The sequence below is a fragment of the Pseudomonas libanensis genome (assembly GCF_001439685.1).
GTDB classification, from domain to species: Bacteria; Pseudomonadota; Gammaproteobacteria; order Pseudomonadales; family Pseudomonadaceae; genus Aquipseudomonas; species Aquipseudomonas libanensis.
In genome coordinates this window covers 1-26416 of record NZ_JYLH01000008.1, presented here as the reverse complement: position 1 = coordinate 26416, position 26416 = coordinate 1, and the positions used below count along the sequence as shown (strand labels likewise).

The 26416-nt window shown below is 59.1% G+C and carries 24 protein-coding genes; 14 read left to right on the top strand and 10 right to left on the bottom strand.

Going from position 1 to position 26416, the window contains the following annotated elements:
* Positions 1–2: 2 nt before the first annotated feature.
* From TU73_RS14095 to dksA, 6 genes are all read right to left on the bottom strand, one after another.
* Positions 3–1406: a polynucleotide adenylyltransferase PcnB gene (locus TU73_RS14095; RefSeq protein WP_057012755.1), complete on the bottom strand. Its 1404-nt coding sequence runs from the start codon at positions 1404–1406 to the stop codon at positions 3–5.
* A gap of 697 nt (positions 1407–2103) precedes the next feature.
* Positions 2104–3543, bottom strand: coding sequence for a sigma-54-dependent transcriptional regulator (locus TU73_RS14090; RefSeq protein WP_057012754.1), 1440 nt, complete (start codon positions 3541–3543; stop codon positions 2104–2106).
* Between the two features lie 22 nt (positions 3544–3565).
* Entirely contained in the window at positions 3566–6520 is a 2955-nt protein-coding gene (locus TU73_RS14085) for a sensor histidine kinase (protein ID WP_162276331.1), read from the bottom strand.
* Entirely contained in the window at positions 6504–6680 is a 177-nt protein-coding gene (locus TU73_RS28985) for a hypothetical protein (protein ID WP_003176118.1), read from the bottom strand. Before TU73_RS28985 ends, TU73_RS14085 begins: the two co-directional genes overlap by 17 nt.
* Positions 6681–6742: 62 nt before the next feature.
* The gene (gluQRS, locus tag TU73_RS14075) at positions 6743–7630 is read right to left on the bottom strand and encodes a tRNA glutamyl-Q(34) synthetase GluQRS (RefSeq protein ID WP_057012752.1); all 888 of its coding nucleotides are present in this window, start codon (positions 7628–7630) and stop codon (positions 6743–6745) included.
* A gap of 83 nt (positions 7631–7713) precedes the next feature.
* Positions 7714–8148: an RNA polymerase-binding protein DksA gene (dksA, locus tag TU73_RS14070; RefSeq protein ID WP_005791430.1), complete on the bottom strand. Its 435-nt coding sequence runs from the start codon at positions 8146–8148 to the stop codon at positions 7714–7716.
* 321 nt (positions 8149–8469) lie between these two features.
* Between dksA and TU73_RS14065 the strand changes: the two genes are divergently transcribed.
* Complete coding sequence (locus TU73_RS14065) at positions 8470–9642, top strand: pyridoxal phosphate-dependent aminotransferase (RefSeq protein ID WP_057012751.1); 1173 nt, start codon at positions 8470–8472, stop codon at positions 9640–9642.
* Positions 9642–10355, top strand: coding sequence for a DNA/RNA nuclease SfsA (sfsA, locus tag TU73_RS14060; RefSeq protein ID WP_057012750.1), 714 nt, complete (start codon positions 9642–9644; stop codon positions 10353–10355). The genes TU73_RS14065 and sfsA overlap by 1 nt, the downstream gene beginning before the upstream one ends.
* Here sfsA and TU73_RS14055 read toward each other — a convergent pair.
* Positions 10352–10669, bottom strand: coding sequence for a Rieske (2Fe-2S) protein (locus TU73_RS14055; protein WP_057012749.1), 318 nt, complete (start codon positions 10667–10669; stop codon positions 10352–10354). The two genes, sfsA and TU73_RS14055, sit on opposite strands and share 4 nt — an antisense overlap.
* Before the next feature lie 156 nt (positions 10670–10825).
* Between TU73_RS14055 and TU73_RS14050 the strand changes: the two genes are divergently transcribed.
* From TU73_RS14050 to TU73_RS14040, 3 genes are read left to right on the top strand one after another with little or no spacing between them, the layout of a single operon-like run.
* Positions 10826–11704, top strand: a complete 879-nt coding sequence (locus TU73_RS14050; RefSeq protein ID WP_057012748.1) for a heme/hemin ABC transporter substrate-binding protein — start codon at positions 10826–10828, stop codon at positions 11702–11704.
* Positions 11701–12738 carry a FecCD family ABC transporter permease gene (locus TU73_RS14045; RefSeq protein ID WP_057012747.1) on the top strand — a complete coding sequence of 346 codons (1038 nt, stop codon included), beginning with the start codon at positions 11701–11703 and terminating at the stop codon, positions 12736–12738. Before TU73_RS14050 ends, TU73_RS14045 begins: the two co-directional genes overlap by 4 nt.
* Positions 12738–13505 (top strand): heme ABC transporter ATP-binding protein, encoded by a 768-nt coding sequence (locus TU73_RS14040; RefSeq protein ID WP_057012746.1) that lies wholly within the window; start codon positions 12738–12740, stop codon positions 13503–13505. The genes TU73_RS14045 and TU73_RS14040 overlap by 1 nt, the downstream gene beginning before the upstream one ends.
* Positions 13506–13748: 243 nt before the next feature.
* Here the strand turns inward: TU73_RS14040 and TU73_RS14035 are convergent, their stop codons facing one another.
* The 3 genes from TU73_RS14035 to TU73_RS14025 form a co-directional block, all read right to left on the bottom strand.
* Complete coding sequence (locus tag TU73_RS14035; protein ID WP_046069533.1) at positions 13749–14021, bottom strand: TfoX/Sxy family protein; 273 nt, start codon at positions 14019–14021, stop codon at positions 13749–13751.
* A gap of 203 nt (positions 14022–14224) precedes the next feature.
* Entirely contained in the window at positions 14225–14569 is a 345-nt protein-coding gene (locus TU73_RS14030; protein ID WP_057012745.1) for a pentapeptide repeat-containing protein, read from the bottom strand.
* A 92-nt stretch (positions 14570–14661) separates the two neighbouring features.
* Entirely contained in the window at positions 14662–16218 is a 1557-nt protein-coding gene (locus TU73_RS14025; RefSeq protein ID WP_057012744.1) for a bifunctional aminoglycoside phosphotransferase/ATP-binding protein, read from the bottom strand.
* A gap of 118 nt (positions 16219–16336) precedes the next feature.
* Here TU73_RS14025 and mrcB point away from each other — a divergent pair, with 118 nt between their 5' ends.
* The 9 genes from mrcB to msrQ all read left to right on the top strand — a co-directional run bounded on the left by mrcB (position 16337) and on the right by msrQ (position 26154).
* Entirely contained in the window at positions 16337–18661 is a 2325-nt protein-coding gene (gene mrcB, locus TU73_RS14020) for a penicillin-binding protein 1B (RefSeq protein ID WP_057012743.1), read from the top strand.
* Positions 18662–18677: 16 nt separating this feature from the next.
* Positions 18678–19412 (top strand): tetratricopeptide repeat protein, encoded by a 735-nt coding sequence (locus TU73_RS14015; protein ID WP_057012742.1) that lies wholly within the window; start codon positions 18678–18680, stop codon positions 19410–19412.
* Positions 19412–19741 carry a YqcC family protein gene (locus TU73_RS14010; protein WP_057012741.1) on the top strand — a complete coding sequence of 110 codons (330 nt, stop codon included), beginning with the start codon at positions 19412–19414 and terminating at the stop codon, positions 19739–19741. The genes TU73_RS14015 and TU73_RS14010 overlap by 1 nt, the downstream gene beginning before the upstream one ends.
* 431 nt (positions 19742–20172) lie before the next feature.
* Positions 20173–21897 carry an acetolactate synthase 3 large subunit gene (locus tag TU73_RS14005; protein ID WP_057012906.1) on the top strand — a complete coding sequence of 575 codons (1725 nt, stop codon included), beginning with the start codon at positions 20173–20175 and terminating at the stop codon, positions 21895–21897.
* Between the two features lie 2 nt (positions 21898–21899).
* Positions 21900–22391 carry an acetolactate synthase small subunit gene (ilvN, locus tag TU73_RS14000; protein WP_003176102.1) on the top strand — a complete coding sequence of 164 codons (492 nt, stop codon included), beginning with the start codon at positions 21900–21902 and terminating at the stop codon, positions 22389–22391.
* Between the two features lie 47 nt (positions 22392–22438).
* Entirely contained in the window at positions 22439–23455 is a 1017-nt protein-coding gene (gene ilvC, locus TU73_RS13995) for a ketol-acid reductoisomerase (RefSeq protein WP_003176099.1), read from the top strand.
* A gap of 144 nt (positions 23456–23599) precedes the next feature.
* Positions 23600–24457 carry a CDP-diacylglycerol--serine O-phosphatidyltransferase gene (pssA, locus tag TU73_RS13990; protein ID WP_043050593.1) on the top strand — a complete coding sequence of 286 codons (858 nt, stop codon included), beginning with the start codon at positions 23600–23602 and terminating at the stop codon, positions 24455–24457.
* 63 nt (positions 24458–24520) lie between these two features.
* Positions 24521–25534 (top strand): protein-methionine-sulfoxide reductase catalytic subunit MsrP, encoded by a 1014-nt coding sequence (gene msrP / locus TU73_RS13985; protein WP_057012740.1) that lies wholly within the window; start codon positions 24521–24523, stop codon positions 25532–25534.
* Entirely contained in the window at positions 25534–26154 is a 621-nt protein-coding gene (gene msrQ / locus TU73_RS13980) for a protein-methionine-sulfoxide reductase heme-binding subunit MsrQ (protein ID WP_057012739.1), read from the top strand. Before msrP ends, msrQ begins: the two co-directional genes overlap by 1 nt.
* Positions 26155–26416 lie beyond the last annotated feature (262 nt).

The following is a 26416-nucleotide window of genomic DNA, read 5'->3' as shown; positions in this document are numbered from 1 at the left end:
GTTTATTCGCCCGCGGCGCCCGAGGCATCGGTACTGCTGCGTTTACGCTTGCTACCGCTGCGGCGCCGCTTTTTCGGCCCTTCACCGGTACTATCGCCTTTACTACCCAGCTCGCGAATCATTTCGCGGCGCTGGCTGTCATTGGCGTCCTGATAGTCGGTCCACCATTCGCCCAGGCCATCGGTCTGCTCACCGGCGCTTTCGCGCAGCAGCAGGAAGTCGTAGCCAGCACGGAAGCGCGGGTTGTCGAGCAGCAGGTCGGCACGTTTGCCGCTGCGGCGCGGCAGGCGCTCCTGCATGTCCCAGATCTCGCGGATCGGCATGGTGAAGCGTTTTGGGATGGCGATGCGTTGGCACTGTTCGGCGATCAACTCGTGTGCCGCTTCCTGCATGGCCGGGATCGGCGGCATTCCACGGTCCTGCAGGCGCAGCACCCGCTTGGGCAGGGCTGGCCACAATAGGGCGGCAAACAGGAACGCTGGGGTTACCGGTTTGTTCTGCTTGATGCGCAGGTCAGTGTTGACCAACGCTTCGCTGATCAGCGTGTGGGTGTACGTTGGGTTGTATTCCAAGGCCTCGGCGCTGGCCGGGAACAATGGATCGAACAACTGCAGGTCGACAAGCATTTCGAAGGTGTCGGCAGCATAGCCCGAGAGAAACAACTTGAGCACTTCCTCGAACAGACGCGCCGAGGGGATTTCCCGCAGCATTGGCGCCAGCTCGCGAATCGGCGCAGCGGTGTGTTTCTCGATGCCGAAGTTGAGCTTGGCCGCGAAGCGCACGGCGCGCAGCATGCGCACCGGGTCTTCCTGGTAGCGCTGCGTCGGGTCGCCGATCAGGCGGATCAGGTTATTGCGGATGTCATGTACGCCATTGGCGTAATCGAGGATTCGCTCGCTGACCGGATCGTAATAAAGGGCATTGATGGTGAAGTCGCGACGTTGCGCGTCCTCTTCCAAGGTGCCGTAGACGTTATCACGCAGGATGCGCCCGCTTTCGTTGCGGGAAGACTGATTGGTGTCTTCCTCTTCATCGTTTTGCGGGTGACCGGCGCGGAAGGTCGCGACCTCGATGATTTCGCGTCCAAAATGGATATGCACCAGCTTGAAACGCCGGCCGATGATGCGTGCGTTACGAAACTCGGCGCGCACTTGTTCAGGCGTGGCGCTGGTGGCGACGTCGAAATCCTTGGGCGTGATATTGAGCAGCATGTCGCGTACACAACCACCCACCAGGTAAGCCTGGTAGCCGGCGTTCTGCAAACGTTCGACGATGTTCACCGCATAACGGCTGAATTGAGCCCGTTGCAGTGAATGCTGGCTGCTATTGAGCACTTCAGGCGTGCTGCGTTTGTGTTGCGTTCGACGCAAGGGAGAACGGAATGACTGGAACAACTTCTTCAGCATGGGATGCACTGTTTGAAGGAATGTTCGGCCATAACGAAGAATGACCGCATGATGGGCCGGGATTCTAGCATTTAGTCGGGGGATGGTGTAGGAACAAGCTACAGGCATTGCGCCATAAGTTTCAGAACGTCAAATGCCGGAAACTACAAGGGGAGCCGAAGCTCCCCCAGAAGTAGTTGCGTGCTCTATTTTTATTATTGATTTCGGGCTTCTTGTTTTTGTTGATCGCCCTCGCCATGAAGCTTCACCTTCATGACACTCCCAATCGAGAGTCAAGAGCAAACGGATTGCTTTGGTCGCTGTGTTGCTGATCTACGATCCAACCAGTTCAGGCTCTGCCTTAGGGCAGTTTTTGTTGTTCTCGGCCTGGTTGCGGGGCAAGCCCCAAATGCAACGCCTCTCCAAAAGAATCAGTTAGCTGCGCCTCCGCCGTGTTGTTTTTGTTATGCGTGAGTCGATTCGTCTTATTTTTATTGTCTTGTACAAAGCTTGTTATTGTTTTTGTACTAAGCATATAGCAGGGTGCGTGCCAACTTTTGTGCCGGCCAGCAAAATCAGGGGGTTGAGGTGGTTTTGCAGTTTTCGGGGGCAAAAAAAAGCCGGGGCTTCGTTACCGTAAGCCCCGGCTTTTGTTACGTGAAAAGTCAGCGGTAACAGTTTTTTCACATCTACAGGTGTTACCTGTGGGGGCGCCCCCTCAGCTTTCGCTGGCGACCCCGGTCTTGCGCCGTGGAATGCCCAGGCGCTGGCGCCGCTCCCACAGGCACTTGCGACTCACACCCAGTTTGCGGGCCAGTTCGGTCTCGGTCATATGGTCCTGATGCTCGAGGACGAAATGCTGGAAGTAGTCTTCCAATGACAAATCTTCCGTCGGTTCATGGCTGGTATTGCTAGCGCCGCCCTGTTGTGGGGCCAGGCCGATGAAGTCATCGTCTTCCAGGTCACTGAGCTCGATATCGATACCCAGCAACTCGGCGGAAATCTCCGGGCTCTCCGACAGAATTACCGCACGCTCGACAGCGTTCTCCAGTTCCCGCACGTTACCCGGCCACGAGTAATGCCGGATCGCCTGCTCGGCGTCTGCGGCAAATTTCAGGTCGGTACGGTTGATGCGCGCACTCTGGCGCAACAGGAATGCACTGGCGATCTCGTTGACGTCGGCGCCGCGCTCGCGCAGGGCCGGCAGCTTGAGGGCGATCACATGCAGGCGGTAATACAAGTCTTCACGGAACTGGCCGATCTTGGCCAGGCTCTTGAGGTCACGGTGTGTCGCAGCAATCAGTCGCACATCGACCTTTTGCGATTGCACCGAACCGACGCGTCGAATCTCGCCTTCCTGCAGCACCCGCAGCAAGCGGGCCTGGGCTTCCAGGGGCAACTCGCCGATCTCATCGAGGAACAAGGTGCCGCCGTCTGCGGCTTCCACCAACCCCGCGCGCCCGGCGCTGGCGCCAGTGAACGCGCCTTTTTCGTGGCCGAACAATTCGGACTCGATCAGGGATTCGGGGATCGCCGCGCAGTTCACTGAGATCATCGGTGCCTTGGCACGCTTGGACAGGTTGTGCAGGGCGCGGGCTACCAGTTCCTTACCGGTCCCCGACTCGCCCTGGATCAATACATTGGAGTCGGTCGGCGCTACTTTGCGGATCTTGCTGTACAGATCCTGCATCGGAGGGCAGGAGCCGATGATGCCGATCTCGCCGTTACTGTTGTCGACACCTGGCTTGTCGGCGCCGTTGGTCGTTTTACCGGCTGGGCGCTGTTCGGCAGGCGCGCTGGTGGCCGACTGACGGTCACGCAGGATGCGGGCCACGGCCTGGAGCATTTCATCGTGATCGAAAGGCTTGGCGATGTAGTCCACCGCGCCCATCTTCATCGAGTCCACCGCCGAGCGCAGGCTGGCGTAGCTGGTCATGATCAGCACCGGGGTGCCTTGGCCCAGCTTGATCAGCTCGGTGCCCGGGGCTCCGGGCAGGCGCAGGTCGCTGACAATCAGGTCGAACGTGGGAATGCTGAATCGCTCTTGGGCTTCCTGCACCGAGCCGGCTTCGCTGACCTGATACTGATTACGTTCAAGCAGGCGGCGCAAGGCAGAGCGGATAATGGTTTCGTCTTCGACGATCAAAATGTGCGGCATTGATTCAATTCTCTCGACGGTCTCAGTTCACAGCGGACGTCGCTTCGACATGACGCGGCAAGGTCACCCTGATACGGGTGCCGCGTTGGCTTTCTGTGTCAGCCGGGCTGTCGATGGTGATTTGTCCATAATGCTCTTCAACGATGGAATAGACCAGTGCAAGGCCCAGACCGGTTCCTTCACCGGGGTCCTTGGTGGTGAAGAAGGGTTCGAACAATCGGTCCATGATGTTTTGCGGAATGCCGCTGCCTTCGTCTTCCACGATCAGGTCGACCGTATGCTCGAAAGCCTCGCTCTTGACGCGTACCGCGCTGCCGGCCGGCGACGCGTCGCGTGCATTGGACAGCAGGTTGATCAGTACTTGGGCCAGGCGTTGTGAGTCGCCATCGACCCAATGTTCCGGATCACACAGATTGAAGAACTGTACTTCGAAATTGCGTCGGTTCAAGGCCAGCAGCCCAATGGCATCCTGCGCCACCTCGGCCAGGCACACCGCTTCATCCTGATTCTGATGCGCGCCGGAGTGGGCGAAGCTCATCAGTGACTGCACGATGCGTGAGACGCGCTTGGTCTGCTCGAGGATTTGTCCGCTGATTTCGGTGATTTCGCCGTCTTCTTCGCGCTCTTCCCGCAGGTTCTGCGCAAGGCAGGCGATCCCGGTGATCGGGTTGCCGATTTCATGGGCCACGCCCGCCGCCAGGCGGCCAATGCTGGCCAGGCGCTCGGAGTGCACCAGCTTGTCTTCGAGCATTTGTGTGTCGGTCAGGTCTTCCACCAGCAATACCAGGCCGCTGTTACCAGGCGCCAGGGGTTCATCGATGGCGGCTTTGTGCAGATTGAGCCAGCGAGTCTGGCCATCGAGGGCCAGATGCTGCTTGTGCAAGTGTTCATCGGGCAGGTTGATAAAGCCCTGGAGCAGTTCTTTCCAGGGATCTGCCAGGGTGTTCAGGCGCGAGCCCACCACTCGTTGCGCGGCGATGCCGGTGAGTTCCTCCATGGCCTTGTTCCACATCAGGATCTCCTGGTCCTTGGCCAGGGAGCAGACGCCCATTGGCAGTTCCTGCAGGGTCTGGCGGTGGTAGCGGCGCAGGGCGTCGAGCTCGGCGGCCAGGCCGGTGAGGCGCGAATGGTAATCCTCCAGCCGGCTTTCGATGAAATGGATGTCTTCGGTGACGTAGTTTTCGCCGCCGGCCTTGTAAGGCAAGAAGGTTTCCACCATGTCCTGGGACACGCTGGGGCCCATCAGCCCGGACAGGTTGGCCTCGATACGGTCACGCAGACGGCGCAGAGCGTAGGGGCGGCGCTCGTCAAACGGCAGGTAGAGGTCACGCAGTGCCTGCTCGACTTCCTTTTGCGCCGCCTTCGCGCCCAGGGGCTTGGCCAGCTGCGTGGCGAACTCCTGGGGCGAGGCAGCATGCAGCTCGCGGCGTTGCGGGCGGCGCACGTTGTCCACCGCGCAGGCTTCGGCAGCGCTGGTTTCTTCGGGGCTGGCGTTGGTGAACAGTGAGATCAGGGTAAACATCAGTACGTTGGCGGCCAGCGATGCAATGGCCGCCATGTGCCAACTGGTGTCGTCGAGCACGTAGATCATGTTCAACAACGGGATGTAGAAACCCTGCAAATTGCCGACCAGCGGTAGCAGCATGGTGACAACCCACACCAGGATTCCCGCCAGTAGCCCGGCAATAAAACCACGGCGATTGGCGGTTGGCCAGTACAACACCGACAACACGCCCGGCAGGAACTGCAAGGTGGCGACAAACGCGACGATGCCGAGGTTGGCCAGGTCTTGCCCGGCGCCAAGCAGCAGGTAGAACCCGTAGCCAGCCATGATGATCGCGATGATCAGCGCACGGCGGGTCCATTTCAACCAGCGGTAGATATTGCCTTCGGCCGGCGGCTGGTACAGCGGCAGCACCAGGTGGTTGAGTGCCATGCCCGAGAGCGCCAGCGTCGTGACAATGATCAACCCGCTGGCCGCCGACAAACCGCCGACATACGCCAGCAGCGCCAGGGCCGGGCTGTTGGCGGCAATGCCGATGCCCAGGGTGAAGTACTCAGGGTTAGTGGTGGCCCCCAGTTTCAGGCCGGCCCACAGGATCAGCGGCACCGCCAGGCTCATCAGCAGCAGGAACAGCGGCAATCCCCAGCTGGCGCTGACCAGCGAACGGGGGTTGAGGTTTTCGGTGAAGGTCATGTGATACATGTGCGGCATTACGATCGCCGAGGCGAAGAACACCAGCAGCAGTGTGCGCCAGGGGCCTTCCTGCAAGGGAGTATGCAAGGCGGCGAGGGCGGTCTGGTTTTGCAGCAGCCAGAGCTCCAGCTGCTGCGGGCCGTCGAACACACCGTAAAGCGCGTAGAGGCCGACGCCGCCGATGGCGATCAGCTTGATGACCGACTCAAAGGCAATCGCAAACACCAGGCCTTCGTGCTTCTCACGGGTGGCGATATGACGCGAGCCGAAGAAAATCGTAAACAGGCTGATCAGCGCGCAGAAGGCCAGGGCAACAAGGTGTTGTACTGGCTCGCGGGTCAGGATGCTGATGGAGTCGGCTACCGCCTGGATTTGCAGGGCCAGTAATGGCAGCACGCCGATCAGCATGAAAATCGTGGTCAGCGCGCCGGCCCAGGTGCTGCGAAAGCGAAAGGCGAATAGGTCCGCCAAGGACGACAACTGGTAGGTACGGGTGATTTTCAGGATCGGGTAGAGCAGCACCGGCGCCAGCAGGAAGGCGCCTGATACCCCGAGGTAGCTGGAGAGAAAGCCGTAGCCGTACTGATAGGCCAGGCCTACCGTGCCATAGAACGCCCAGGCACTGGCGTACACGCCCAGGGACAAGGTGTAGGTCAGCGGATGGCGAATGATCGCCCGCGGAATCATCCCGCGCTCACTGATCCAGGCCACACCGAACAACGCAGCCAGGTAGGCGGCGCTGATCAGCAGCATCTGGGTGAGACTAAAGCTCATCGGCATCTTTTTGGCTCTGCAGGATGAAAGTCACGACGATCAGGATCAGCCACAGCAGATAGGGGCGGTACCAGGCGCCCGTGGCGTCGATCCACCAATCCATGATGGCGGGGGAAAACAGGTAGATCCCGACGACCAGCAGCAGGACCAATCGATAGATGTACATGTTGGCCTCTGATTAAAAATCTGCGGCGATGGTAACGGATGGCTGGCAACCTGCAAGCGCCTTCAACTCAATTGCGCTTCGGCCAACGTGAGTGTGCGCGGGATGCGGGTGGCGTCCCAGTGTGCAATGCCCCAATCCAGCAGTTCCCGTGGGCTGGCGTGCAGCAGTTCATCGCCGGCTGGCTGGCCAAGGGCGCGCAGTGCCCGGAGCAGCAAAGGCGTGGCCTGGTCGGCCGTCAACGGCGGTGAACGGTAGGACTTGCCCAGCTTGTGGCCGTCCGGCTGTACGATCAGCGGCACATGCAGGTAACGCGGTTGGCGCAGGCCCAGTAGCTCTTGCAGATACAGCTGGCGCGGTGTGGAGTCGAGCAGGTCGGCGCCGCGCACGATGTCGGTAATCCCTTGCCATGCGTCGTCGAGGACCACGGCCAATTGGTAGGCGTAGAGGCCATCGCGGCGACGGATGATGAAATCACCCGCATCGCGACCCAGATGCTGTCGGAACTCACCCTGTACGCGATCGGTAAAGTGGTATTCCAGTTCGGGTACGCGCAGACGGATGGCGGCATCTTGCTGATCGTGGCCGGCATTGCGGCACAGGCCAGGGTAAATCCCGTTATAGGGTTCCAGCTGCTTACGTGAGCACGTGCAGGCGTACGCCAGGCCGTGGTTGAACAAGTCGTTCAGCACTTTGGCGTAGGCATCATGCCGCTCGCTCTGTCGGACCAGATCACCATCCCATTCAAAGCCGTAGCTTTCCAGGGCATGCAGGATCGCTGCCTGGGCGCCAGGCTCTTCACGCGGTGGGTCGAGATCTTCCATGCGCATCAACCAGCGACCGTGGTGGGCGCGAGCATCGAGGTAGGAGGCGAGGGCGGCAACCAGGGAGCCGAAGTGCAAATGGCCGCTGGGCGTGGGGGCGAAACGCCCGATATAGGTAGAGGCTGTCATGGGCCGGATACTACTGCAAAAGCGGTAAACGCCAGAAACAAAAATGGGGCGTTTGCACGCCCCATTCGTTCAGTTCGGCAGGGTTATTTGCCGACCTGTTTTTCCTTGATTTCAGCCAAGGTCTTGCAGTCTACGCACAGGTCCGCGGTTGGGCGGGCTTCCAGGCGGCGAATACCGATCTCGACGCCGCAGGATTCGCACCAGCCATATTCCTCGTCTTCGATCAATTGCAGGGTCTTGTCGATCTTCTTGATCAGCTTGCGCTCGCGATCACGGGCGCGCAGTTCGAGGGCGAACTCCTCTTCCTGGCTGGCACGGTCGGCCGGGTCCGGGAAATTGGCTGCTTCGTCCTTCATATGGTCAACCGTGCGGTCGACTTCCTGCATCAAGTCCTGTTTCCACTGCTTCAGGATTTTGGAGAAGTGCTCGCGCATGGGCTTGCCCATGTATTCCTCGCCCTTCGACTCAACGTAGGGTTGGAAGCCGCTGATGCTCTGTTGCTTTGCTTGGGTGGACATGAATAGACCGCCTCTCACTCTTCTAATCCATTGCGCAGGATTGCAACGTCACCGACACCTGCCGGCCCTGCGGCTGCAAGCGGGCGAACTTACCAGATAGATTCAGGGTGCGCCACTCCCGGTTGTCGAGCTCCGCGGCAAAAGGGGTTGCAAACTGCAACAGCCCGCCATGGCTGGGGATGTACCCGCTCGAATGTTGATTTTAGTCGTTTTACAGGCGCCTGCCGGGTTCATCTTGGATGACCGAGCAGGCAATAGAGCATGTTTTACCGCGAGGGTTCGGTAGAATCCTGATTTTGTCCTCACCGTTAAGGAAGGCTAATGGCTCAGCCCTACAGTGCGCGCAGTCGCGCTATCGAACCTTTTCATGTCATGGCGTTACTGGCACGGGCCAATGAGCTGCAGGCCGCTGGCCATGATGTGATCCACCTGGAAATCGGCGAGCCGGACTTCACCACGGCCGAACCGATCATCCAGGCCGGCCAGGCCGCACTGGCGAACGGCAAGACCCGCTATACCGCAGCCCGTGGGTTGCCCGAATTGCGCGAGGCCATCAGCGGGTTTTATCAGCAGCGTTATGGCTTGAGTGTCGATCCCGAACGCATTCTGATCACCCCCGGTGGCTCCGGCGCCTTGTTGTTAGCGAGCAGCCTGCTGGTAGACCCAGGCAAGCACTGGTTGCTGGCAGACCCGGGTTATCCTTGCAACCGACATTTCCTGCGGTTGGTAGAAGGCGCGGCCCAGTTGGTGCCGGTGGGGCCGGAGGTGCGTTACCAATTGACCGCAGACCTGGTTGCCAGACACTGGGACCAGGACAGTGTGGGGGCGCTGGTCGCCTCTCCGGCCAATCCCACCGGGACTATTCTTACGCGAGGCGAATTGGCCGGGCTGTCCAGTGCGATAAAGGCGCGCAACGGTCATCTGGTGGTCGACGAGATCTACCACGGCCTGACCTACGGCACCGACGCCGCCAGCGTGCTGGAAGTCGACGATGACGCCTTTGTCCTGAATAGTTTTTCGAAGTATTTCGGCATGACCGGCTGGCGCCTGGGGTGGCTGGTAGCGCCGCCGGACGCGGTCAGTGAACTGGAGAAGCTGGCGCAAAACCTCTACATCAGCGCGCCGAGCATGGCCCAATACGCCGCCTTGGCCTGTTTCACCCCGCAAACCCTGGGCATTCTTGAAGAGCGCCGCGCTGAATTCGGTCGACGTCGCGATTTCTTGCTGCCTGCATTGCGCGAGCTGGGTTTCGGCATTGCCGTAGAGCCGGAGGGTGCATTCTACCTGTACGCCGATATCAGCGCGTTTGGCGGTGATGCCTTCGCGTTCTGCCGTCATTTTCTCGAAACCGAGCATGTGGCCTTTACGCCTGGGTTGGACTTTGGCCGCTATCAAGCCGGTCACCATGTGCGTTTTGCCTACACGCAAAACCTCGATCGGCTACAAGAGGCGGTGGAACGCATCGCCCGTGGTTTGCGGAGTTGGCAAGGCTGATGCGATTTCATCCTCCTCTCGAAGAAGCGCGGCTGATTCGTCGCTACAAGCGTTTTCTCACCGATATCGAAACCGTTACCGGCGAGTTGCTCACCATTCACTGCCCGAACACCGGCTCGATGCTCAATTGCATGGTCGAAGGTGGTCAGGTCTGGTTCAGTCGTTCCACCGATCCCAAGCGCAAGTTGCCGGGCACTTGGGAAATTGCTGAAACGCCTCAGGGGCGCCTGGCGTGTGTTAACACGGCGCGCGCCAATCAGCTGGTGGAAGAAGCACTGCGTGCCGGTGTGATTACTGAACTCAATGGCTTCACGGCGTTGAAACGTGAAGTGCCTTATGGTCAGGAGAAGAGCCGGATCGATTTTCGCCTGGATTACCCGCAGGGTGCGGCGTTCGTCGAAGTCAAAAGCGTGACCTTGGGCTTTGACGACACTTCGGTGGCGGCCTTTCCTGATGCGGTGACGCAGCGCGGGGCCAAGCACCTGAGGGAGCTGGCTTACCTGTCTCGATCAGGCGTGCGAGCGGTGCAGTTGTATTGCGTGAATCTATCGGGAGTCGATGCGGTGCGCCCCGCCGTGGAAATCGATGCTGGCTACGCTGCCGCTTTACGTGAGGCCAAGGCCGCGGGCGTCGAGGTGCTGGCGTATGGCGTACGGGTCACGCCGCAAGAGATTTACATCGAGCGTCCATTGCATGTGCTGCTTGGTAGCTAGAGTTCTACCCATAATCCCTGTGCGTCTTCCCGACCAGGCAGGGCCGTGAGGCTCTGGCCTGCGCAGGGGCCGGCGATGCATTCACCGCTTTCGATCAGGAACAGCGCGCCATGGGTCGCGCATTGGATCAGGCTGGCGCTGGCGTCTAGGAAGCGGTCGGGCTGCCATTCCAGCGGGATACCGCGATGGGGGCAGCGGTTGAGATAGAAGTAGGCAACGCCGTCTCGGCGTACAGCCAACAGCTTGTGACCATCGATATCAAAACCGCGGCTGCTGTTGGGCGCGAGGTCGCCTGAGACGCAGAGAAACTTCATTTCAATCCTTAAGTGCCTTGACGTTCAAATGCAAACAATTATCAAATGCCCGCTTCGCCCGTCAGCTGACTGGGTGCTCAATACGATGCATGGCAGGGATTATCTGGCACATCAATGAGCGCTCGAGTGGCCCTGCCCTAGGAAGGAAACCTTGTTATGCGTCTGAGTACCAGCGCTATTGCGCTTGTTGCTTCACTGCTGGTCAACCACGGGGCGCAGGCCTCTGAGCTGCCACAGCGCTGGGTCAGTGCCGGAGGGGCGCTATCGGAGTGGGTAGCGGCGCTGGGCGGTGAATCGAAATTGGTCGGGGTGGATACCACCAGTCAGCATCCCGAATCGCTGAAGGCGTTGCCGAGCATTGGCTATCAACGGCAGTTGTCGGCCGAAGGTATTCTCAGCCTGCAACCGCAAATCCTCGTGGGCACCGAGGAAATGGGGCCACCACCGGTACTGGCGCAGATTCGCAATGCTGGCGTGCAGGTGGATATGTTCTCGGCCCAGCCGGATCTGCCGACCTTGAAAGACAACCTTCAACACCTGGGGACGTTGCTCGGCAGTGAGGCCAAGGCCAACACGTTGTTTGCCGGCTATGAGCAGGCGCTTGAGCAGCAAAAGAATTGGGTGGCCAAGGCCCAGGCCACGCAAAAGGCGCCGGGTGTGCTGTTGTTGCTGGGCCATGCCGGTGGCAAGCCGCTGATTGCTGGTAAGGACACGGCCGCCGATTGGCTGTTGCAGCAGGCCGGCGGACGTAATCTGGCCACGCACACGGGTTACAAACCGTTTTCAGTGGAGTCGCTGGCGGGGCTGAGCCCGGATGTGCTGGTGTTTGCTGATCGCGCCCTCACCGGCGATGCGGCGCGGGCAGCCTTGTTCAAGGAAAATCCGATCCTTGCGTCTACACCTGCAGCCAAGAGCGGGCGGGTGTTTGAGCTGGATCCGACCCTACTGGTGGGTGGCCTGGGGCCGCGGTTGCCACAAAGCTTGGTGAAGCTGTCCGCCGGGTTTTATCCGTCCCAGGCCAAGCCTGCTCCATGACCACTCTGGTTAAGCCGAAAACACTGTTCATCGGGCTGTCGCTGTTATGTCTATTGGCGATCTGGCTCTCATTGGCCCTGGGCCCGGTCAGCCTGCCATTGGTGGACACGCTCAGGGCTGCTTTAAGATTGATGGGGGTGCCGATTGAAGCGGCAGGCTTGGAACAAGCCGAGTTGATCCTGGGGCAGATTCGCCTGCCACGAACTTTGCTGGGCCTTGCGGTCGGCGGGGTGCTTGCGCTGTCAGGGGTCGCGATGCAGGGATTGTTTCGCAACCCGCTGGCCGATCCTGGGTTGGTGGGGGTGTCCAGCGGCGCAGCATTGGGGGCGGCGGTGGCGATTGTCGGCGGTTCGTTTTTTGGCGGGCTGCCGGATGTCTTCGGGCCGTACCTGTTGTCGTTGTGCGCATTTCTCGGTGGCCTGGGCGTCACGGCGCTGGTCTATCGGCTGGGGCGTCGCAATGGCCAGACGAATGTTGCGACGATGCTGCTTGCTGGTATCGCGCTTACGGCGCTGGCCAGTTCGGCGGTCGGGTTGTTTACCTATTTAGCCGATGACGCCACTTTGCGCACCCTGACGTTCTGGAACCTCGGCAGCCTCAATGGTGCGAGCTATTCGCGGTTGTGGCCCTTGTTGCTGGTGAGCGCGGGCGTGGCGCTGTGGTTGCCGCGTCGGGCGAAGGCATTGAATGCGCTGTTGTTGGGAGAGTCCGAGGCCAATCATCTGGGCATCGATGTAGAGGGGCTCAAGCGGGAATTGGTGTTCTGCACGGCCTTAGGCGTTGGTGCGGCGGTAGCGGCGGCAGGGATGATTGGCTTTGTCGGCTTGGTGGTGCCGCACCTGGTGCGGCTGCTGGCGGGGCCGGATCATCGGGTGTTGCTACCGGCCTCGGTGTTGGCGGGGGCGAGTTTGCTGTTGTTTGCAGACCTGGTAGCACGCTTGGCCCTGGCGCCCGCGGAGCTGCCGATTGGTATTGTTACTGCATTTATCGGTGCGCCATTTTTTCTCTACCTGTTACTGCGGGGGCGCGCCTGATGCTGCGAGTTGATGCGTTGCAGATACGGCGTGGGCGTAAAACCGTGCTGGCCGATGTCACCTTGGACCTGTTGCCGGGCGAAGTACTGGGCGTGCTGGGGCCGAACGGTGCCGGCAAAAGTACCTTGCTGGGGGCGCTCTGCGGGGAGTTGCAGCCTGATCAGGGCAGAGTATGGCTGGATCAGCAAGAGTTGAAGAGCCTGGGCGGCGCGCAGCGTGCCCAGCGCCTGGCGGTGTTACCGCAAAGCTCAACCCTGGATTTCGCTTTTCGTGTCGAAGAGGTGGTGGGCATGGGGCGCTTGCCCCATCAGACCGGGCGAGTGCGCGATGACGCAATCATCAATGCGGCGCTGCAAGCGGCGGATGTCGGCCACTTGAGTGGTCGCAGTTACCTGGCTTTGTCGGGGGGCGAGCGCCAGCGTGTGCATCTTGCGCGGGTATTGGCGCAGTTATGGCCAGGTGAGGCGGGGCAGACGTTGTTGTTGGATGAGCCGACGTCGATGCTTGATCCTTTGCACCAGCACACCACGTTGCAGGCCATTCGCAGCTTTGCCGACAAAGGGGCTGCCGTGCTGGTGATCCTGCATGACTTGAACCTGGCCGCGCGTTACTGCGACCGGATCCTGTTGCTGAAAGACGGACGCCCCCATGCCTTGGATACCCCCTCTAAAGTCCTGCAACCTGAACCGCTCAAGGCCGTCTTTGGCTTGGAGGTTCTGGTACAGCCACATCCGGAGCGGGGGCACCCGCTGATCATTGCGCGCTGAGCTCAGTTATATGCGGGCAAAAAAAGACCCGGCAAGAGCCGGGTCAAATAACCGTGATTAGCCTGATGAGGAGATAATCTGAGAGTCCGAACCAATGGTCTTCCAGTTATCGGCTGATCTCGCGACCAGCTGTGATAATCATAACGATTCTCATTTGAGAGTCAACATTTGTTTTTGCATACTCATCCAGTTTTCTCAAACGCACGTTTGTAATGCCTGAAAACATTGGGTCTGAACGCCAATCTAGTTTTTCTGACGCGTTGACATAGCATCCAGCTGACGGTTCAGCGCCTCCTTGCGCTCCGTGGGAATGTCGTTCCAGTGCACATCCATCAATGCGCCTTCAATTGCATACAGCAGGACTTTCGATGCTCGAAAGCCGCGAGTTCGCACGGCTCGGTAAGCATCGACCGCTCCCAGGCGACGCAAGTCGGACGCGCTGTGGATGCCCACCGCATGCAGCCACTGCGCTGACGTCTTGCCAAGGTTTTTCAGGTGTTGCAGCTCATCGTTCATCAAGGCTCCTTGCAACGGCCGAATGGTGCGGTGGGTGTCGTGACCAGGCAGCCTGAAAATGAGTGTAGCGCTCAGTAGGAAAAGCGTGGTTCTTTGGTCAGAAGCTGGCGAAAAGCTTATAAGAATGGTGTGATGGTTTTAGCGACAGGCAGGCGGCAATCGCCCGGCGCGTCTGGGACTCAGCCGGGGGTTCTGGGCGAAGGCTACTTCGTACGGTAGCGCAGGCGAGTACCGAAATTGACTGACATCAAGATCTCGTCAGCCGTGAGCTCGGATGGGAAATAAGTCCCCGAAATCTGCGCGTGGGCCAGGCTGGCGCCCTCCAGCGAGCAATCGCGTAAATCCAGGCCGCGCAGGTCGGCCGAACGGAAATAGGCGTCGGTGAAGTCAACAGCCTTGGCGTTCAGGTCGCGCAGGTCCAAGCCTCGGAAGTCGCCACCACGCATGTCGATGGGCCCACCCTCAGGGCGTTCCTGATTGAAGCCGCGGATGTCGTCCTTGTGCAGGAGCGCATAGAGCGGGGTATCGAGAAGCTTGGGCTGACTCATAATGGCGACTCCTGTTGGAATTATGACGCCATTATAGTGCCACTATTTCTGGGTCGTGTGCCGAAGTAGACAACACGACCAAGAAATATTTCTCACAGGCCCGGCAAGCGCTGACGGATATGAGCGACTAAAGCGTCGAGGGTCCCGCTTTCATTGGTCTCGACACGCTTGCTCAACAACAGTTCCTGTGCTGTCAGCGGCTCACGACTGGCTTGCTGCTCTTCGATAACGCTCAGTGTTGCGTCGGACGGGTCGTTTTTATCCGCCTGACGTTGTGCCAGCCAACTGGCAATAACGGCTTGAGGCGCGTTGCAATCGAGGATCAGGAATGGCGCTCCGGTAGCTTCGGCGACTTGGGCAGCCGCGTCACGTTGAGCGCGTTTCAAGAAAGTCGCATCCAGCACCACCGGGTAACCGGCGCGCAGCACGGTGTCGGCCATTTCGTTCAGGCGCGCGTAGGTGGCAGCGCTGGCCTCATGATTGTAGATACCGGCCTGTGGTGTGTTTTCGATCTGTTGCTCGCCAAACAGGCGCTTGCGTTCCACATCCGAGCGCAGGCGCACGGCGCCCAGGGCTTCGACCAGGCGCATGGCGACGTGGCTCTTGCCCACGGCTGAAACGCCATGGGTGATTGCCAGGAAGCGAGACGGAATAGTGCTGTAGCTTTCCGCCAGGTTGGCGTAATTGCGGTACTGGCGCAGGGTGTTGGCGCGTTGCACCGGGCTTGCTTCGCTCGGCATGCTGAACAGCGCAACTTTGGCGCGAACCAGCGCACGGTAGGCTTTATAGAAGTTCAGTAGCTCCAGGCCCTGGTAGTCACCGGTCAGTTCCAGGTACTGGCTGATAAAACGCCGTGCCAGGCTTTTCAGGCCGCGATCTTCCAGGTCCATGGCCAAAAAGGCGGTGTCTGCGTACACGTCGGTAAAACGAAAGGGTTCGTTGAACTCGATGCAGTCGAAGATCACCACGTGACCATCAATGAGGGTCGCGTTGCCCAGGTGGATATCACCGTGGCATTCGCGGGTATAGCCATTGAGCTTGCGCTGCTCCAGCAAGGGCTTGAGACGCTCAAAACTGCTTTCAGCCCAGGCTTGCAGGGCTTCCAGTTGAGTCAGGTCGGCCTTGTCGCTAAGAAACGGGCGGATCTGGTCGAAGTTCTGGCGCACCGGAGCCATCACTTCCTCCGGCGTGCCGGCCGGATGCTCTTGTGGGACCTTGGGGGCGGTGAGGTGGAAGTGCGCAATCTGCTGGGCCATCTCGTCGATGTGCGCACAGGTCAGTTCGCCGTTTGCTTGCAGGGTGCTGAGCATCTGGCTTTGCGGGAACTGACGCATCTTCAGCGCGTACTCGATCACCGGGCCATCGCCGCCCAGTTGCGGTGCCTCGGAGGTGCCGGTAATTGGCAACACTTCCAGATACAAATCTGCGGTCAGGCGCTGGTTGAGGCGCAGTTCTTCGCGACAGAAGTGGCCGCGATCCTCCAGTTGGGTAAAGTCCAGGAAGCCGAAGTTCATCGGCTTCTTCAGTTTATATGCGTAGGCGCCTGTCAGTATCACCCAGGAAATATGGGTCTCGATGACTTGAAACGCTTCAACCGGATGAGGGTACAAAGCCGGGTTTTGCAGGGCAGCGATCAGGGACTGGCTCACGGGCGATCCTTCAAAGTCGGGGAGAAATCATGGTGGGCATTATGGCTGCTGATGACAGTCGTGCAAACCGCTGTCCGGCTCATGTTGATCATCAATAAAGTGCGTATAATCCGCCGCCATGACTCGAACCCGATCTCCCCGTTCCCGTAAAAAACCTCCTTCCCGCAGCCTGCGCCCCTGGCTGGGCTGGGCGCTCAAGCTTGGCCTGGTCGGCCTTGTGGTGATCGCCGGCTTTGCGGTGTACCTGGATGCCGTGGTGCAGGAAAAGTTCTCCGGCAAGCGCTGGACCATTCCGGCCAAGGTGTACGCACGCCCGCTGGAGTTGTTCTCTGGCCAGAAGCTGAGCAAGGAAGACTTCCTGACCGAGCTCGACGCACTGGGCTACCGTCGCGAACCCGTGAGCAATGGCCCGGGCGCGGCGGCTGTCAGCGGTAATACCGTCGACCTGAACACCCGTGGCTTCCAGTTCTACGAAGGCCTGGAAAAAGCTCAGCCTGTGCGCGTGCGTTTTTCCGGCGACTATGTGGCTGAGCTGTCGTCGCTCAATGGCTCCAAGCTGCCGGTGGTGCGCCTGGAACCCTTGATGATCGGCGGTATTTACCCGAAAAACCTTGAAGATCGCATCCTGATCAAACTCGATCAGGTTCCGCCGTACCTGCTGGAAACCCTGGTGGCAGTGGAAGACCGCGACTTCTACAGCCACTGGGGCGTCTCGCCGAAATCGATTGCCCGCGCCATTTGGGTCAATACCTCCGGCGGCAAGATGACCCAGGGCGGCAGTACGCTCACGCAGCAACTGGTCAAGAACTTCTACCTGACCAGTGAGCGCAGCCTGACCCGTAAACTCACTGAAGCCATGATGGCAATGTTGCTGGAGCTGCATTACAGCAAGCAGGAAATCCTCGAGGCCTACCTCAACGAGGTATTCGTCGGTCAGGATGGCCAGCGCGCGGTGCACGGTTTCGGCTTGGCCAGCCAATTCTTCTTTGGGCAGCCATTGTCCGAGTTGAAGTTGCATCAAGTCGCGTTGCTGGTGGGGATGGTCAAGGGCCCGTCCTATTACAACCCGCGCCGCAACCCGGAGCGTGCGCTTGAGCGCCGTAACCTGGTACTCGATGTGCTGGAGCAGCAAGGTGTTGCCACGGCCGAGCAGGTGGCCACCGCGAAGAAAATGCCACTGGGTGTGACCACCCGCGGCAAGCTGGCGGACAGCTCATTCCCCGGCTTTATCGACCTGGTCAAGCGTCAGCTGCGTGAAGACTACCGTGACGAAGACTTGACCGAAGAGGGCCTGCGGATCTTCACCAGCTTCGATCCGATCCTGCAAATGAAGGCCGAGGCGTCGGTCAACGACACTTTCAAGCGCCTGACCGGCCGCAAAGGCTCGGATGAAGTCGAGGCCGCCATGGTCGTGACCAACCCGGAGACCGGTGAAGTCCAGGCCATGATCGGCAGCCGCCAGGCCAGCTTCGCCGGCTTCAACCGTGCGCTGGATGCTGTGCGTCCGATAGGCTCGCTGGTCAAGCCTGCTGTCTATTTGAGCGCATTGGAAAAACCCAGCAAGTACACGCTGACCAGTTGGCTGTCGGATGACCCGCTGTCGGTTAAAGGCGCTGACGGCCAGGTCTGGACGCCCAAGAACTTCGACCGCCGTTCCCACGGCACGGTGTTCCTGTATCAGGGGTTGGCGCATTCCTACAACATCTCGACCTCACGCCTTGGGCTTGAGGTCGGTGTGCCGAATGTGCTGAAGACGGTGGCGCGACTGGGGGTCGAACGTGAGTTCCCGGCGTTTCCGTCCATGCTACTCGGCGCTGCGGCCATGACTCCCATGGAAGTGGCCACCATGTACCAAACCCTGGCCAACGGCGGCTTCAATACGCCGATGCGCGGTATCCGGAGTGTGCTGACCGCCGATGGCGAACCGCTCAAGCGTTATCCGTTCCAGATCCAGCAGCGTTTCGACGCGGGCTCTATCTACCTGATCCAGAACGCCATGCAGCGCGTGATGCGTGAGGGGACGGGGCGTTCGGTCTATAACGTGCTGCCGTCGAACCTGACCCTGGCCGGCAAGACCGGTACCAGTAACGATTCGCGTGACAGCTGGTTCGCGGGCTTTGGCCAGGATGTATTGGCAGTGGTGTGGCTGGGGCGTGACGATAACGGCAAGACTCCGTTTACCGGTGCCACCGGTGCGTTGCAGGTGTGGACCAGTTTCATGCGCAAGGCCGACCCGTTGCCGCTCAACATGCCGCAGCCGGACAATATCGTGCAGGCCTGGATCGACCCGCACACCGGCCAAGGCTCTGATGCCAACTGTCCGGGCGCGGTACAGATGCCGTATATTCGCGGCAGCGAACCACCTCCCGGCGCCGCATGCGGTGGCAGTGCCCCTGCTGACGCGGAATCGGTGATGGATTGGGTCAAGGGCTGGATGAATTAAGCAAAGAGGGTTTCAAGTGAACAAGTTGTGGATTCCAGCGATTGCGGCTCTGGCTTTGCTCGGCGGTTGCTCCAGCGTGCAGCGCGGCTCTATTCCCGTGGTGGACTCAAGCACGTCCGTCTCTAATAACGACCGCATCTCGGCCAATGGCGGCTTTCGCCAGACCGTGGTCAAGCGTCCTGCCCAAGCTGCAAACCAAGCGATACCGCAGGATTCAGGCGTGGTTGTCATGGTGCCTGGCAGTGGTGCCGCGACCTCGGCGCCTATCAGTGCCGAGCCATGGACTCCAGGCCCCAGCACCTCCGGGCCGGTGGATTCCGCGCCGATTCAAACTGCGCCGGTCAACCAGGGCACCTACACCATGCCATCGACGCCAAGCGGGATTCCGTCGGCATCCAGCGCCGGCGGGCTGTCGGCTGACGAACAACTGGATGGCCCGGTGCTGGCGCTGCTCACCACCGCTCAACAGCAGCAGGCGGGGGGCGACTTGAATGGCGCCTCCTCGAGCCTTGAGCGCGCCCAGCGCGTGGCGCCTCGCGAACCACAAGTGTTGTATCGCCTGGCCCAGGTGCGCATGGCCCAGGGCGATGCACCCCAAGCGGAGCAATTCGCTCGCCGTGGCCTGACCCTGGCCAATGGTCGCCCGGCCCTGCAAGCCAGCCTGTGGGCCTTGATCGGTGATGCACGTGCCGCCCAGGGCGATGCTGCGGGTGCCGCCCAGGCACGACAGAAAGCCAAGGTCAGCCTCTGATGGATGTGCGTTTTCCAGCGATTGCCGAACAGTTATTGCTGATTGAGCGCGAACTGCGTATGCAGGGCTGGTGGGACGAAGTGTCCCCAAGTGCCGAAGCGCTCAACAGCGTCGAGCCCTTTTCAGTCGATACCCTGGACTTCCACCAATGGCTGCAATGGATCTTCCTCGTGCGCATGAAGCAGATACTGGAGCATGACCTGCCATTGCCGAATGCGTCGGGGATCCTGGAAATGGCCGAGATGGTCTATGCCGACCGTCCGTTGGAGAGCCTTGGCTTGCGCAATGCGCTGAAAAAGTTCGACCAATTGATCGTCGACGCTCGTTAATTGCCTGACTGCCGGTTTTTTCGGCAGTCTTGCGCACATTTCTACCGCTTGACGACATTCAGGCGAGTTTTATCCCTCCTCAAAGCCATTTCTTCTACGTTCTCATGCGCTTAGTTGGAAAAAAGCGCAATTATTGCTTGACTTGAACGGCCTGAAACAGAAGAATCCAAAGTCCGCTGTATCGGGACTGCCAGAAGCAGGCCCGCTCAGCAGATCATGAGGCGCACATCCGCGCCGACCTGTAACACCCGCAACGCGTTACCTCGCGCTGGGTGGGAAAAGCCCGCAACACTTGGGACGATCCCAATACTTGCTCAGTCAGTGCTGACGTAGTCGGCGACCACCGTCGCTCATGCTCTGTTGAGAAGTAAACCTATTAAGACCCGTCGGTTTTTAACGGACGGTATTCTGGCGTTTTAGAGGTGAACAACGTGGAGCTTTTATCTGGCGGTGAGATGCTCGTCCGCTTTTTGCGTGACGAAGGCGTCGACTATATCTACGGGTACCCAGGTGGTGCTCTGCTGCATGTCTACGACGCACTGTTCAAGGAACCGGCTGTTACCCACATCCTGGTTCGCCACGAACAGGCCGCGACCCATATGGCTGACGGTTACGCCCGTGCCACCGGTAAAGCCGGCGTGGTACTGGTAACGTCCGGCCCAGGCGCAACCAACGCTATTACCGGCATCGCGACTGCCTATATGGACTCCATCCCGATGGTGATCATTTCCGGCCAGGTCGCCAGCACCATGGTCGGTACCGATGCATTCCAGGAAACCGACATGATCGGTATTTCCCGCCCGATCGTGAAACACAGCTTCATGATCAAGCATGCATCGGAAATCCCGGAAATCATGAAGAAGGCGTTCTACCTCGCACAGTCCGGTCGCCCGGGACCTGTGGTGGTCGATATCCCGAAAGACATGACCAACCCGGCTGAGAAATTCGAATACATCTTCCCGAAGAAAGCCAAGCTGCGTTCCTACAGCCCGGCCGTGCGTGGGCACTCGGGGCAAATCCGCAAGGCGGCAGAAATGCTCCTGGCGGCCAAGCGTCCAGTGCTCTACTCCGGCGGTGGCGTGATTCTGGGTGGTGGTTCTGCTCCACTGACCGAGTTGGCCAAGTTGCTCAACCTGCCGGTGACGAACACCCTGATGGGCCTCGGTGCATTCCCGGGCTCTGATCGTCAGTTCGTCGGTATGCTTGGCATGCACGGCAGCTATACCGCCAACCTGACCATGCACCACGCCGACGTGATCCTGGCCGTGGGCGCGCGGTTCGATGACCGTGTGATCAACGGCGCGAGCAAGTTCTGCCCGAATGCCAAGATCATCCACATCGACATCGACCCGGCGTCTATCTCCAAGACCATCAAGGCCGATGTGCCGATCGTGGGGCCGGTGGAAAGCGTGTTGACCGAAATGGTCGCTGCACTGAAGGACATTGGCGAGGCACCGAACAAGGAATCCGTTGCCAGTTGGTGGAAGCAGATCGACGAATGGCGCGGTGACCGTGGCCTGTTCCCTTACGACAAGGGCGACGGCAGCATCATCAAGCCACAAACCGTGATCGAAACCCTGTGCGAAGTGACCAAGGGCGACGCCTTTGTGACCTCCGACGTGGGCCAGCACCAGATGTTCGCCGCCCAGTACTACACGTTCGACAAGCCTAACCGCTGGATCAACTCCGGTGGCCTGGGCACGATGGGCTTTGGTTTCCCTGCAGCCATGGGCGTGAAGCTGAGCTTCCCGGATGCCGATGTCGCTTGTGTCACCGGTGAAGGCAGCATCCAGATGAACATCCAGGAACTGTCGACGTGCCTGCAATACGGTCTTCCGGTGAAGATCGTTTGCCTGAACAACGGTGTACTGGGCATGGTTCGCCAGTGGCAGGACATGAGCTACGGTAGCCGTCACTCCCATTCCTACATGGAATCGTTGCCGGATTTCGTCAAGTTGGTTGAAGCCTATGGCCACGTCGGCATTCGCATCACCGATCTGAAAGATCTGAAGCCGAAGATGGAAGAGGCGTTCGCCATGAAGGACCGCCTGGTGTTCATCGATATTCAGGTGGATACCAGCGAGCACGTCTATCCGATGCAGATCAAAGACGGCTCTATGCGCGACATGTGGCTGAACAAGACGGAGCGTACTTAATCATGCGGCATATTATCTCCCTGCTTCTGGAGAACGAACCCGGCGCCCTGTCCCGTGTTGTCGGCCTGTTTTCGCAACGCAACTACAACATTGAAAGCCTGACCGTGGCCCCGACCGAAGACCCGACCCTGTCGCGCCTGACGTTGACCACCGTGGGGCACGACGAGGTGATCGAGCAGATCACCAAGAACCTCAACAAGCTGATCGAAGTGGTCAAGCTGGTCGACCTGTCGGAAAGTGCCCACATCGAGCGCGAACTGATGCTGGTCAAGGTCAAGGCCACGGGCGCCCAACGTGCCGAGATCAAACGGACTACCGATATTTATCGTGGGCAGATCGTCGATGTGAGCGCCAGCGTTTATACCGTGCAACTGACCGGTACAAGCGACAAGCTGGACAGCTTCATCCAGTCGATCGGGACGGCCTCGATTCTGGAAACCGTACGCAGTGGTGTCACCGGGATTGCCCGTGGCGACAAAGTACTCAGCATTTAACCCAAATTAGCGAATGGCCTTACGGCCTGGATATATAGAGGAACCTCATGAAAGTTTATTACGATAAAGATTGTGACCTGTCGATCATCCAGGGCAAGAAAGTTGCCATCATCGGCTACGGTTCCCAGGGCCACGCCCAAGCGTGCAACCTGAAAGATTCCGGCGTAGACGTCACTGTTGGCCTGCGCAAAGGCTCGGCCACCGTTGCCAAGGCCGAGGCCCATGGCCTGAAAGTGACAGACGTCGCTTCCGCCGTTGCAGCTGCCGACCTGGTCATGATCCTGACTCCGGACGAGTTCCAGTCCGCGCTGTACAAGAACGAAATCGAGCCGAACATCAAGAAAGGCGCCACCCTGGCCTTCTCCCACGGTTTCGCGATTCACTACAACCAGGTTGTGCCACGCGCTGACCTGGACGTGATCATGATCGCGCCGAAAGCGCCGGGCCACACCGTGCGTTCCGAGTTCGTCAAAGGCGGCGGTATCCCTGACCTGATCGCGATCTACCAGGACGCTTCGGGCAATGCCAAGAACGTTGCCCTGTCCTACGCAGCCGGCGTTGGTGGCGGTCGTACTGGCATCATCGAAACTACTTTCAAGGACGAGACTGAAACCGACCTGTTCGGCGAACAAGCCGTTCTGTGCGGCGGTACCGTTGAGTTGGTGAAAGCCGGTTTCGAAACTCTGGTTGAAGCTGGCTACGCGCCGGAAATGGCCTACTTCGAATGCCTGCACGAACTGAAGCTGATCGTTGACCTCATGTACGAAGGCGGTATCGCCAACATGAACTACTCGATCTCCAACAACGCCGAATACGGCGAGTACGTGACCGGCCCGGAAGTGATCAACGCCGAGTCCCGCCAAGCCATGCGCAACGCCCTGAAACGTATTCAGGACGGCGAATACGCCAAAATGTTCATCAGCGAAGGCGCTACCGGCTACCCTTCGATGACCGCCAAGCGTCGTAATAACGCCGCTCACGGCATCGAAGTCATCGGCGAGCAACTGCGCTCCATGATGCCGTGGATCGGTGCCAACAAGATCGTCGACAAAGCCAAGAACTAAGTCGTACGCATCAAGGGAAAACGCGGCTTAGGCCGCGTTTTTTCGTTTGAGGGGCCGGTTCTGGTATAAAGCTGCATCGTTTGCGGGCGAACACTCGCCGCAAGTATCTGTCGAATTTTTTCACACCGTTGCAAGGTAAAGTCCATGAGCGAACGTCCCGAAGAGCCAAACCAGGCTTCCGACGCCGAAAGCATGCTGCCGATCGATGAACATGTCGAAGAAGGGCATGACGCCGAAGGCCGTAAGGTCCGGCATCGTGGCATCTATCTTCTGCCCAATCTGTTTACGACGGCGAACCTGTTTGCCGGCTTTTATTCCATCATCAACTCCATGAGTGCCCAAAGTGCACTGGCTGCAGGTGATGCGGCGAGTGCCAGCAAGTATTTTGGTTTTGCTGCCATCGCAATCTTCGTGGCCATGGTACTCGACGGCCTGGATGGGCGCGTAGCGCGGATGACCAATACCCAGAGTGCCTTCGGCGCCGAATACGACTCGCTGTCGGACATGGTCGCCTTTGGTGTCGCACCTGCGCTGCTGGCGTTTGCCTGGGCATTGGGTGACATGGGCAAGGTCGGCTGGATGGTCGCCTTCATCTATGTTGCCGGTGCTGCTTTGCGCCTGGCGCGCTTCAATACCCAGGTCGGGACCGCCGACAAGCGCTACTTCATCGGTCTGGCCAGTCCGGCAGCGGCAGGTGTTGTAGCCGGTATTGTGTGGGCATTTAGTGACTACGGTATTCAGGGCTCGAAAATGTCGTTCCTGGTCGCCTTGATGGTTGCGGCGGCCGGCATGCTGATGGTCAGCAATATTAAGTACAACAGCTTCAAGGAGCTGGATCTCAAGGGGCGCGTGCCTTTTGTGGCGATCCTCGTGGTGGTGCTGGTGTTTGCAGTAGTGTTCAGCGATCCGCCGCGTATTCTGCTGTTGGCGTTCCTCGTCTACGCGGCTTCGGGGCCGATTCAGTACTTGCTGCATCTGCGCCGGGACAAAACATTGTCTTAATGTAATTTCCCCCATACTCCGCAGTCTATTGGTGCATCAGTTCTCCAATGCTGCGGAGTTGCCATGTTAATCAAGTTGCCTAAAGCTTCCGATTGCCACGAATCGGATGTCACGCCTGAATCGCTCTATTTCTCTCGCCGCAGCTTGCTCGGTGGTGCGCTGGTCGGTATTGCCGCCAGTAGCTTGCCGCGTTGGGCCAGTGCGGACGATGCAGCGCGCTATGCCGATGTCGAAGCGGGCAGGGCGCCCAACTGGTTTGCCGAGAAGCTTCCTGGTACGAGGTGGCAGGTGGTGACGGTCAAGGACGAGGCAATCACGCCGTTCAAGGACGCAACCCACTACAACAACTTTTATGAGTTCGGTACCGACAAGGGCGACCCGGCGGCGAATGCAGGTTCGCTCAAGACCGAGCCTTGGAGTGTTGTGATTGATGGTGAGGTAGCCAAGCCGGGGCGCTATGCCTTGGAAGACTTCATGAAACCCTATGAACTGGAAGAACGCACCTATCGCCTGCGTTGTGTCGAAGCCTGGTCGATGGTAATCCCGTGGATCGGCTTTCCGATCTCAGCGTTGCTCAAGCAGGTTGAGCCGACCTCCAAAGCGAAGTACATCCGGTTCGAGACCCTTCAGGACCCGAAGAGCATGCCGGGGCAGCGCTCAAGTTTTGGCTTGATCGATTGGCCCTATGTAGAAGGGTTGCGTCTGGACGAAGCGATGAATCCACTGGCGATCCTCGCTGTTGGCATGTATGGGCGCGAATTGCCTAACCAGAATGGCGCGCCGTTGCGCCTGGTTGTGCCGTGGAAGTACGGCTTCAAGAGTGTGAAATCCATCGTACGGATCAGCCTAGTCAGCGAACAGCCGAAAACCACCTGGCAGAGCATTGCGGCCGAGGAGTATGGGTTTTATGCGAATGTGAACCCTACGGTCGACCATCCGCGATGGACCCAGGCGCGGGAGCGACGTCTCCCCAGTGGACTGTTCAGCCCGAATGTGCGCGAGACGCAGATGTTCAATGGATACTCGGACGAGGTCGCTTCTTTATATAGCAACCTCGATCTGCGGAAGAACTACTGATGCGCTATCCGATCTGGCGTTTGGGCGTGTTTATCGCGGCGGCGGCGTGGCCATTGTTCTGGCTCTATGAGGCATGGAGTTTTGCCCTGGGACCTGATCCAGGAAAAGTGTTGGTTGATCGCTTGGGTCTGGGCACCTTGATTCTATTGCTGATTACCCTTGGGATGACGCCGCTGCAGAAGTTGAGCGGTTGGTCGGGTTGGATAGCGGTGCGCCGGCAGTTGGGGTTGTGGTGCTTTGCCTATGTTGTGCTGCACCTGGCGGCTTATTGCGTGTTTGTCCTGGGGCTGGATTGGTCGCAGCTCGGCGTGGAGTTGCGCAAGCGGCCCTACATAATTGTCGGTGCATTGGGGTTTGTTTCTCTACTGGTGCTGGCTGTCACATCGAATCGCTATAGCCAGCGATGGTTGGGCAGTCGCTGGAAGAAGTTGCATCGCTTGGTCTACGTAATTCTTGGGCTAGGCTTGCTGCACATGCTGTGGATAGTTCGGGCCGATCTTAAGGAGTGGGCTATCTATGCGTCTATTGGTGCGCTGCTCCTGGTGCTGCGGTGGCCGCCCGTGATGCGTCGAATTCCTCGTCTTATTAGCAAAAAAGCACCTTCTGCCACAAAAGTGTAATTAAGCCTTGACGGCAAATTCTGGAAGCCTATAATTCGCCCCACTTCCGGCGCAGTCGAAACGGAAAACTCCTTGGTAAACAAAGAGTTATGAAGTTTTCGGCAGCAAGTTGCTTCAGTTCATCGAAGCCTAAAGGAAGTTGAAAAAGAGGTGTTGACAGCAGCGTGTAACGCTGTAGAATTCGCCTCCCGCTGATGAGAGATCAGAAGCGCAAGTGGTTGAAGTTGTTGAAGAAATCTTCGAAAGCTTCTGAAAATAATCA

Coding starts and splice junctions, on each gene's coding strand:
- msrQ (WP_057012739.1), top strand. CDS start 25,534: ATGCGCTATCCGATCTGGCGTTTGGGCGTGTTTATCGCGGCGGCGGCG.
- TU73_RS14085 (WP_162276331.1), bottom strand. CDS start 6,520: ATGCCGATGAGCTTTAGTCTCACCCAGATGCTGCTGATCAGCGCCGCC.
- gluQRS (WP_057012752.1), bottom strand. CDS start 7,630: ATGACAGCCTCTACCTATATCGGGCGTTTCGCCCCCACGCCCAGCGGC.
- TU73_RS14095 (WP_057012755.1), bottom strand. CDS start 1,406: ATGCTGAAGAAGTTGTTCCAGTCATTCCGTTCTCCCTTGCGTCGAACG.
- TU73_RS14055 (WP_057012749.1), bottom strand. CDS start 10,669: ATGAAGTTTCTCTGCGTCTCAGGCGACCTCGCGCCCAACAGCAGCCGC.
- TU73_RS14090 (WP_057012754.1), bottom strand. CDS start 3,543: ATGCCGCACATTTTGATCGTCGAAGACGAAACCATTATCCGCTCTGCC.
- dksA (WP_005791430.1), bottom strand. CDS start 8,148: ATGTCCACCCAAGCAAAGCAACAGAGCATCAGCGGCTTCCAACCCTAC.
- sfsA (WP_057012750.1), top strand. CDS start 9,642: ATGCGATTTCATCCTCCTCTCGAAGAAGCGCGGCTGATTCGTCGCTAC.
- TU73_RS28985 (WP_003176118.1), bottom strand. CDS start 6,680: ATGTACATCTATCGATTGGTCCTGCTGCTGGTCGTCGGGATCTACCTG.
- TU73_RS14030 (WP_057012745.1), bottom strand. CDS start 14,569: ATGAGTCAGCCCAAGCTTCTCGATACCCCGCTCTATGCGCTCCTGCAC.
- mrcB (WP_057012743.1), top strand. CDS start 16,337: ATGACTCGAACCCGATCTCCCCGTTCCCGTAAAAAACCTCCTTCCCGC.
- TU73_RS14050 (WP_057012748.1), top strand. CDS start 10,826: ATGCGTCTGAGTACCAGCGCTATTGCGCTTGTTGCTTCACTGCTGGTC.
- ilvC (WP_003176099.1), top strand. CDS start 22,439: ATGAAAGTTTATTACGATAAAGATTGTGACCTGTCGATCATCCAGGGC.
- TU73_RS14040 (WP_057012746.1), top strand. CDS start 12,738: ATGCTGCGAGTTGATGCGTTGCAGATACGGCGTGGGCGTAAAACCGTG.
- ilvN (WP_003176102.1), top strand. CDS start 21,900: ATGCGGCATATTATCTCCCTGCTTCTGGAGAACGAACCCGGCGCCCTG.
- TU73_RS14010 (WP_057012741.1), top strand. CDS start 19,412: ATGGATGTGCGTTTTCCAGCGATTGCCGAACAGTTATTGCTGATTGAG.
- TU73_RS14045 (WP_057012747.1), top strand. CDS start 11,701: ATGACCACTCTGGTTAAGCCGAAAACACTGTTCATCGGGCTGTCGCTG.
- pssA (WP_043050593.1), top strand. CDS start 23,600: ATGAGCGAACGTCCCGAAGAGCCAAACCAGGCTTCCGACGCCGAAAGC.
- TU73_RS14035 (WP_046069533.1), bottom strand. CDS start 14,021: ATGAACGATGAGCTGCAACACCTGAAAAACCTTGGCAAGACGTCAGCG.
- TU73_RS14065 (WP_057012751.1), top strand. CDS start 8,470: ATGGCTCAGCCCTACAGTGCGCGCAGTCGCGCTATCGAACCTTTTCAT.
- msrP (WP_057012740.1), top strand. CDS start 24,521: ATGTTAATCAAGTTGCCTAAAGCTTCCGATTGCCACGAATCGGATGTC.